Below are 6,389 nucleotides of genomic sequence, written 5' to 3'. Positions count from 1 at the left end.
GGGTTGGGGTGGGGTATTAATGACCATATCTGAATCTGAAGTTGTCTGCTAAACCCCCTCCCGTCCTTCCCCTCTTTCAAGGGAAAGGCGTTTTATCAGGCCAGCTGAACCGGCACGGCTTTGGCGGTGCGTTTCAGCTGGTTTTCACCTTCGAAATAGGCCACTTTCGGCTGGTGCTGGCGGGCCTGTTCATCTGACATCTGCACGTAAGAACAGATGATCAGCAGATCGCCGACACAGGCACAACGCGCTGCCGCGCCGTTGACCGAAATAATCCGTGAACCGCGCTCTGCCGCGATGGCGTATGTCGAGAAACGCTGACCGTTATCAACGTTATAAATATCAATCGCTTCATATTCCAGAATGCCTGAGGCATCGAGAAAATCCTGATCGATGGCGCAGGAACCTTCGTAATGCAAATCAGCCTGGGTTACGTGAACCCGGTGCAGTTTGCCTTGCAGCATTGTACGTACCATTGCGTGTGTACCTTCGTGCGTAAAGAGTCTGGGGATCCGCCGTGCAGACGGACTCACAGTCCGGGGCATCCGGCGGCCAACATAGTTGCCGATTTGACCTGCGCTGTCTACTGCGTCAGATCAACCTCCTGGTTATCAATCAGTCGCGCTTTACCGAGCCAGGCCGCCATCAGGATCACGGCAGAGGTGCTGTCGACAGATAACTCCTGCAAGGTTTTCGCATCACGGATAAACAGTTCATCCGGCGTGAAACCCGCTTCGCGAAGCTGCTGCGCGGTTTCCTGTAACATTTCATCAGTATGGCGTTCACCCTGGCTCAGCCGTTCCGCCAGCATGTTCATAATTTTAAACAGCTGGGGCGCGATTTTACGTTCCTCATTGGTCAGGTAGCCATTGCGTGAACTCAGAGCCAGACCGTCTTTAGCGCGCACAATCGGCACACCCACTATCTCAATATCGTAGCCCATGTCTTCCGCCATGGTGCGCAGCAGCGCCAGTTGCTGGAAGTCTTTCTGTCCGAAACAAGCCACCTGCGGCTGCACCAGATTAAACAGTTTGCTGACGATGGTTGAAACGCCACGGAAATGCCCCGGACGGCTCGCGCCTTCCAGAATGGTGGAGATCACCGGCACGTCGACCTGGGTCTGCCTTGCCAGCCCTTTCGGATACACTTCCGCCGGTGACGGTGCAAATACCAGATCCACGCCGCGTTTATTGAGCTTTTCGCAGTCTTCCTGCAAGGTTCGCGGATAACGTTCAAGGTCATCCGGACGCTCGAACTGCATCGGGTTGACGAAAATACTGACCACGACCACATCACCACGGGCTTTGGCTTCTTCCACCAGCGTCATGTGACCTTCGTGCAGATTGCCCATAGTCGGCACCAGGGCGATACGTTTATTATTCTTGCGGAACTCGCGGATTTCGCGACGCAGCAGCGCCACGCTGTCAATTATCAACACCAGCCTTCTCCCGATTATTTAAAGGAATGTTCTTCACCCGGATACACGCCCTGCGCGACCTGATCAACATACAAACGTACCGCGCCACGAATATCACCCGCTTCGCTGAGGAAATCTTTGGCGAATTTCGGTGTGTGACCACCGGTGATACCGAAGGCGTCATGCATCACCAGAATCTGTCCGTCGGTCACATTACCCGCACCAATGCCGATCACCGGGATGCTCAGTTCTTCGGTGACGCGCCGCGCCAGGTCAACCGGCACACATTCAAGCACCAGCAATTGCGCACCGGCTTCTTCCAGCATCATCGCATCTTTGATCAGCTGGTTCGCAGCCACTTCATCGCGCCCCTGTACTTTATAGCCGCCAAAAATATTGACCGATTGCGGCGTCAGCCCCAGATGGCCACACACGGGTACGGCGCGTTCAGTCAGCATTCTGACCGTATCACACAGCCAGCTGCCACCTTCCAGTTTAACCATGTTACCGCCCGCGCGCATCAGCACTGCTGCGCTCTCAAAGGCCTGTTCCGGCGTGGCATAACTCATGAATGGCAGGTCAGCCAGTAATAACGCATGAGGTGCACCACGACGTACGCAGCGGGTGTGATAAGCAATGTCTTCTACGGTGACCGGCAGCGTGGAATCCTGGCCCTGAACGACCATACCCAGCGAGTCGCCGATCAGCATGACAGAGATGCCCTGTTCAGCAAACAGCTGTGCGAAACTGGCGTCATACGCAGTAATGGTCGCAAATTTATGTTTTTCCTGCTTCCATTGGCGAAGCTGGCTCAGCGTGGTTGGTTTCATGAACACGTTCCTTTGAATAATTCATCGGATAAATATGATGCCGGTATTCTACTGTATGAGCCGAAAGTCAGACAGCAAGTTCGGCAGATAGCCGGTTGACCGGTGCCTTAAGAAGTGATTAAGAAGCACCGGCTATAATGGCAAAAACGGAGGGAACCATGCGAATTCTGTTAGTTGAAGACGACAAAATGATCGGCGACGGCATCAAAGCCGGGCTGGCGAAACTGGGTTTTACGCTCGACTGGTTTACCGACGGGCTGACCGGCAGGGCTGCGCTCGACAGTGCGCCTTACGATGCCGTGATCCTCGATTTAAGCCTGCCGGGTATGGACGGTATGCAGCTTTTGCGCGAGTGGCGAAAGGCTGGCCGGGATACGCCAGTGCTGATCCTCACTGCGCGTGATGCGCTGGAAGAGCGCGTCAGCGGATTGCAGGCCGGTGCTGATGATTATCTGTGTAAGCCATTTGCGCTGGTGGAGGTCGCAGCCCGGTTACAGGCGCTGATCCGCCGTCGCCACGGCGTAATAACGCCGAAGGTCACCCATGGCGCGGTGGAATTTGATCCCGCAGCCCGCAGTGTGAAGCTCAACGGAGAAACCGTAACGCTGACGCCGCGTGAGGTGGCCGTGCTGGAATTGTTCCTTAACAACAAAGGCCGTGTACTGGCACGTACACTTATCCAGGAAAAGCTTTACAACTGGGATGACGAGGTCAGCAGCAACGCAGTGGAAGTGCATATTCACCATCTGCGCAGCAAACTCGGCAAAGGTTTTATTCGCACCGTGCATGGTGTGGGATACACGCTCGGCGATGAGGTAAAACCGGGTGAAGGAGGGGAAGCGTGAGGCGGCTGGATAAACTGAAAAAGTTGCAGAATCTCAGTCTGCGACTGCGCCTTATTCTGCTTTTTTCCATGCTGGCACTGCTGACCTGGCTGATTGCCAGCGGTGTGGCGTGGCATCAGACCCGCAAACATATCAATGAAGTTTTCGATACCCAGCAGATGCTGTTTGCCAAACGTCTGGCAGCCACCGGCTTAGGCGACCGCCTTAATCGGCAAAAAGACACTGAGCTGCCGGACACCAAAAAAATGGTACGCAAAGGCTCACGGGGCCATACCGATGATGACGCGCTGACATTTGCTATCTTCAATCGTCACGGGCAAATGTTGCTCAATGATGGTGAGAATGGCAAACACATCCGTTTTGACGGTGACACGCAGGGGTTTAATGATGTTGAACTCAGAGGGAACAGCGATGCCTGGCGTATGGTCTGGCTGACCTCGCCGGACGGGCAATATCGCGTGGCTGTCGGGCAGGAGCAGGATTATCGCAATGATATGGCGTGGAGCCTGGTGAGCGGCCAGCTGACGCCCTGGCTGGCCTCTTTACCTGTGTTATTGCTGGCGCTGATAATTATGGTGACGCTGGAGCTGCGGCCGCTGCGACGGGTCGCGGAAGGTCTGCGGCAGCGCTCACCGGAAGATGCCACACCTATCGGGACGCATCAGTTACCCGGTGAGGTTCTGCCGCTGGCAAATGCGCTCAATTCCCTGTTTGACCGCACCCGTCAAATGCTGGTGCGCGAACGGCGGTTTACGTCTGATGCCGCTCATGAGCTGCGCAGTCCGCTGGCGGCCTTACGTGTGCAAACGGAAGTTGTACAGCTTTCCGGCGATGATGCCCGGATGCGTGAACATGCGCTGGAAAACCTGATTACCAGTATCGATCGCGCCACGCGGCTGGTGGATCAGTTGCTGACGCTTTCCCGGCTGGAAAGCTTTTCCGCACCTGAAGAGCTGGAGCCCATCGACTGGCCGATGCTGATCGCACAAAGTCTGGCAGAGCAGGATTACCGCGCGCACAGTAAAGGCATTGAATTACGGTTTGAGGAGCAGGGGACGGCACCTGTTATGCGTGGTCAGTCACTGCTGCTTTCGCTGATGGTGCGTAATTTGCTGGATAATGCCATTCGTTATTCTGCCGCCGGGACCTGCGTCACGGTGCGGCTCGATGCGCGGGGATTCACGGTAGAGGATCAGGGGCCGGGCATCAGTACCGAACACCTGTCGCGGCTGGGGGAACGTTTTTACCGGCCACCGGGACAGGAACAGACTGGCAGCGGATTGGGGATTTCGATCATACAAAGGATCGCGCAGTTACATCATCTGAACGTTGTATATCACAATAAAGCAGAAGGCGGGCTGGAAGTGCGGGTCAGTCACTGAAGGAATTACCACCGCGTCAGGCCGTTAAGCGGCACGCGTGCGAGCAGACTGTGCAAGGTTTCGCCGTCAGGGAATACCAGTTCCGGTGCCAGATCGGCCAGCGGGTACAGCATGAATTCGCGGTTTTTCATGTCGTAATGCGGCACCGTTAATCGTTCTGTGTTGATCACCTGATCGCCATACAACAGCATATCAAGATCTAACGTACGTGGCCCCCAGCGTTCAGCTTTGCGAACGCGTCCCTGATTTTGCTCGATCCCTTGTGTGCAATCGAGCAACTGTTCCGGCGGCAGCAGCGTGTCAAGCGCCACCACAGCATTCAGATAATCAGGCTGATCTTGCGGCCCCAGTGGTTTACTGCGGTAAAACGGGGATGCAGCCACAAAGCGGGTGCGCGGCAGATGTGCCAGCGCCTCCAGCGCGCAGTTTACCTGGTCAAGCGGACGGGCAAGATTACTGCCCAGAGCCAGGTAAACGCGGATCACTGACCGCCATCCTTGCGCGGAACCCGTTTACGCGGACGGCGCGGACGTGCACGGCGGGCCGGTGCCGCGTCGTCACCCAGCGTACCGAGCATGCTCTTCTGGGAGGCCGGAGTGGCTTCCTGGAACTCACCCCACCATTGCGCCAGACTCTGCAATTCGCGGTGCTGTTCCACTTCCGCACGCAGTACCAGTAAATCATACGCCGCGCGGAATTTAGGATGTTCCATCAGCTTGTGCGCACGTTTACCCTGACGGCGTGACAGGCGCAGTTGCAGCGCCCAGATATCACGCACCAGTGTGGTAATACGTTTCGGAATGGCCAGCGTACGGCATTGCTCATCAAGCACATCGTTCATGGCCAGTGCGAAGGCGTCGTAGTAGGTCAGCCCGCCTTCCTGCGCCAGCTTCTGCGCATGTTCAATCACCGGATACCACAGCATTGCGGCAAACAGGAACGCCGGATTGACGCGCTGATCGTTATGCAGACGGTGGTCGGTATTTTTCAGCACCTGGAGCAGAATATGTTCCATCGGGCTGTCACCCTGCTCAGTAAACTGGCGGGCAATCAGCGGGAACAAGGGCTGGAAGAGCTGGTATTCGCAAAGCTTTTTATACGTCTCTAAGCCGTAACCGGCCTGCAACAGCTTTAGTGATTCTTCAAACAGACGTGCGGGCGGAATTTCCTGTAGCAGCGTCGCCAGACGGGGGATCGGTCCGGCCGTTTCCGGGCTGATTTTCATGTCCAGTTTGGCCGCGAAACGTACCGCACGCAGCATCCGCACCGGATCTTCGCGATAACGGGTTTCAGGATCACCGATCAGACGGATGATACCATTTTCCAGGTCGCGCAGGCCGCCGGTGTAATCGCGGACCGTGAAGTCTGCAACACCGTAATACAGGCTGTTAATGGTGAAGTCACGGCGCTGGGCATCATCTTCAATGGTGCCAAAAATATTGTCGCGCAGCAGCATGCCATTAACGGCCTGCTGGGAGACGTTTTTATCGTCAGTCTCTTCATACTGTTCGTGGTGACCACGGAAGGTCGCCACTTCGATGATTTCCGGGCCAAACATGACATGAGCCAGACGGAAACGACGTCCCACCAGACGGCAGTTGCGGAACAGCTTGCGTACCTGATCCGGCGTAGCGTTGGTGGTGATGTCGAAATCTTTAGGTTTCTTATCCAGCAATAAGTCACGCACACCGCCGCCAACCAGGAAGGCTTCAAAGCCAGACTTGTTCAGACGGTATAAAACTTTCAGGGCGTTTTCGCTGATATCACGACGAGAAATGTTGTGCTCATCGCGGGGAATAATCGTCATCGCACGGGTTTCACCCGCGTAATCGAATGAGGGGCGCGGTTTCTGTACGTGTTCGGCAGAAGGACGCGGGGCTCGCTGTTCATTGCGGTCGCTGCGCGGGTCGTTATG

The 6,389-nt window shown here is 55.8% G+C and carries 7 protein-coding genes; 2 read left to right on the top strand and 5 right to left on the bottom strand.

Annotated elements, in window-relative coordinates:
- Positions 1–95: 95 nt before the first annotated feature.
- From panD to panB, 3 genes are all read right to left on the bottom strand, one after another.
- Positions 96–476, bottom strand: a complete 381-nt coding sequence (panD, locus tag J1785_RS19580; RefSeq protein ID WP_129953144.1) for an aspartate 1-decarboxylase — start codon at positions 474–476, stop codon at positions 96–98.
- 107 nt (positions 477–583) lie between these two features.
- On the bottom strand, positions 584–1,438 hold the full coding sequence (gene panC / locus J1785_RS19575) for a pantoate--beta-alanine ligase (RefSeq protein WP_129953143.1): 855 nt from the start codon (positions 1,436–1,438) through the stop codon (positions 584–586).
- 14 nt (positions 1,439–1,452) lie between these two features.
- Positions 1,453–2,247, bottom strand: a complete 795-nt coding sequence (panB, locus tag J1785_RS19570) for a 3-methyl-2-oxobutanoate hydroxymethyltransferase (protein WP_217220261.1) — start codon at positions 2,245–2,247, stop codon at positions 1,453–1,455.
- Between the two features lie 158 nt (positions 2,248–2,405).
- Between panB and qseB the strand changes: the two genes are divergently transcribed.
- Together qseB and qseC are read left to right on the top strand one after the other, a co-directional pair.
- Positions 2,406–3,092: a quorum sensing response regulator transcription factor QseB gene (qseB, locus tag J1785_RS19565; protein WP_129953141.1), complete on the top strand. Its 687-nt coding sequence runs from the start codon at positions 2,406–2,408 to the stop codon at positions 3,090–3,092.
- A gap of 23 nt (positions 3,093–3,115) precedes the next feature.
- Positions 3,116–4,474: a quorum sensing histidine kinase QseC gene (qseC, locus tag J1785_RS19560; protein ID WP_205952657.1), complete on the top strand. Its 1,359-nt coding sequence runs from the start codon at positions 3,116–3,118 to the stop codon at positions 4,472–4,474.
- Between the two features lie 5 nt (positions 4,475–4,479).
- On the opposite strand, the gene folK is transcribed toward qseC, so the two are convergent.
- Together folK and pcnB are read right to left on the bottom strand one after the other, a co-directional pair.
- Positions 4,480–4,959, bottom strand: a complete 480-nt coding sequence (gene folK, locus J1785_RS19555; RefSeq protein ID WP_129953139.1) for a 2-amino-4-hydroxy-6-hydroxymethyldihydropteridine diphosphokinase — start codon at positions 4,957–4,959, stop codon at positions 4,480–4,482.
- A complete protein-coding gene (pcnB, locus tag J1785_RS19550) occupies positions 4,956–6,281 on the bottom strand; it encodes a polynucleotide adenylyltransferase PcnB (RefSeq protein WP_205951588.1) in 1,326 nt (441 codons plus the stop codon). Before pcnB ends, folK begins: the two co-directional genes overlap by 4 nt.
- Between the last annotated feature and the right edge of the window lie 108 nt (positions 6,282–6,389).

This window comes from Rahnella perminowiae, from assembly GCF_019049755.1.
GTDB classification, from domain to species: Bacteria; Pseudomonadota; Gammaproteobacteria; order Enterobacterales; family Enterobacteriaceae; genus Rahnella; species Rahnella perminowiae.
Note: the sequence above shows the minus strand (reverse complement) of the source record. Positions and strands in the feature narration are given on the sequence as shown.

Excerpts from the sequence above, each read along its gene's own strand:
- panD (WP_129953144.1), bottom strand. The coding sequence starts at position 476 with ATGGTACGTACAATGCTGCAAGGCAAACTGCACCGGGTTCACGTAACC.
- panB (WP_217220261.1), bottom strand. The coding sequence starts at position 2,247 with ATGAAACCAACCACGCTGAGCCAGCTTCGCCAATGGAAGCAGGAAAAA.
- qseB (WP_129953141.1), top strand. The coding sequence starts at position 2,406 with ATGCGAATTCTGTTAGTTGAAGACGACAAAATGATCGGCGACGGCATC.
- pcnB (WP_205951588.1), bottom strand. The coding sequence starts at position 6,281 with ATGACGATTATTCCCCGCGATGAGCACAACATTTCTCGTCGTGATATC.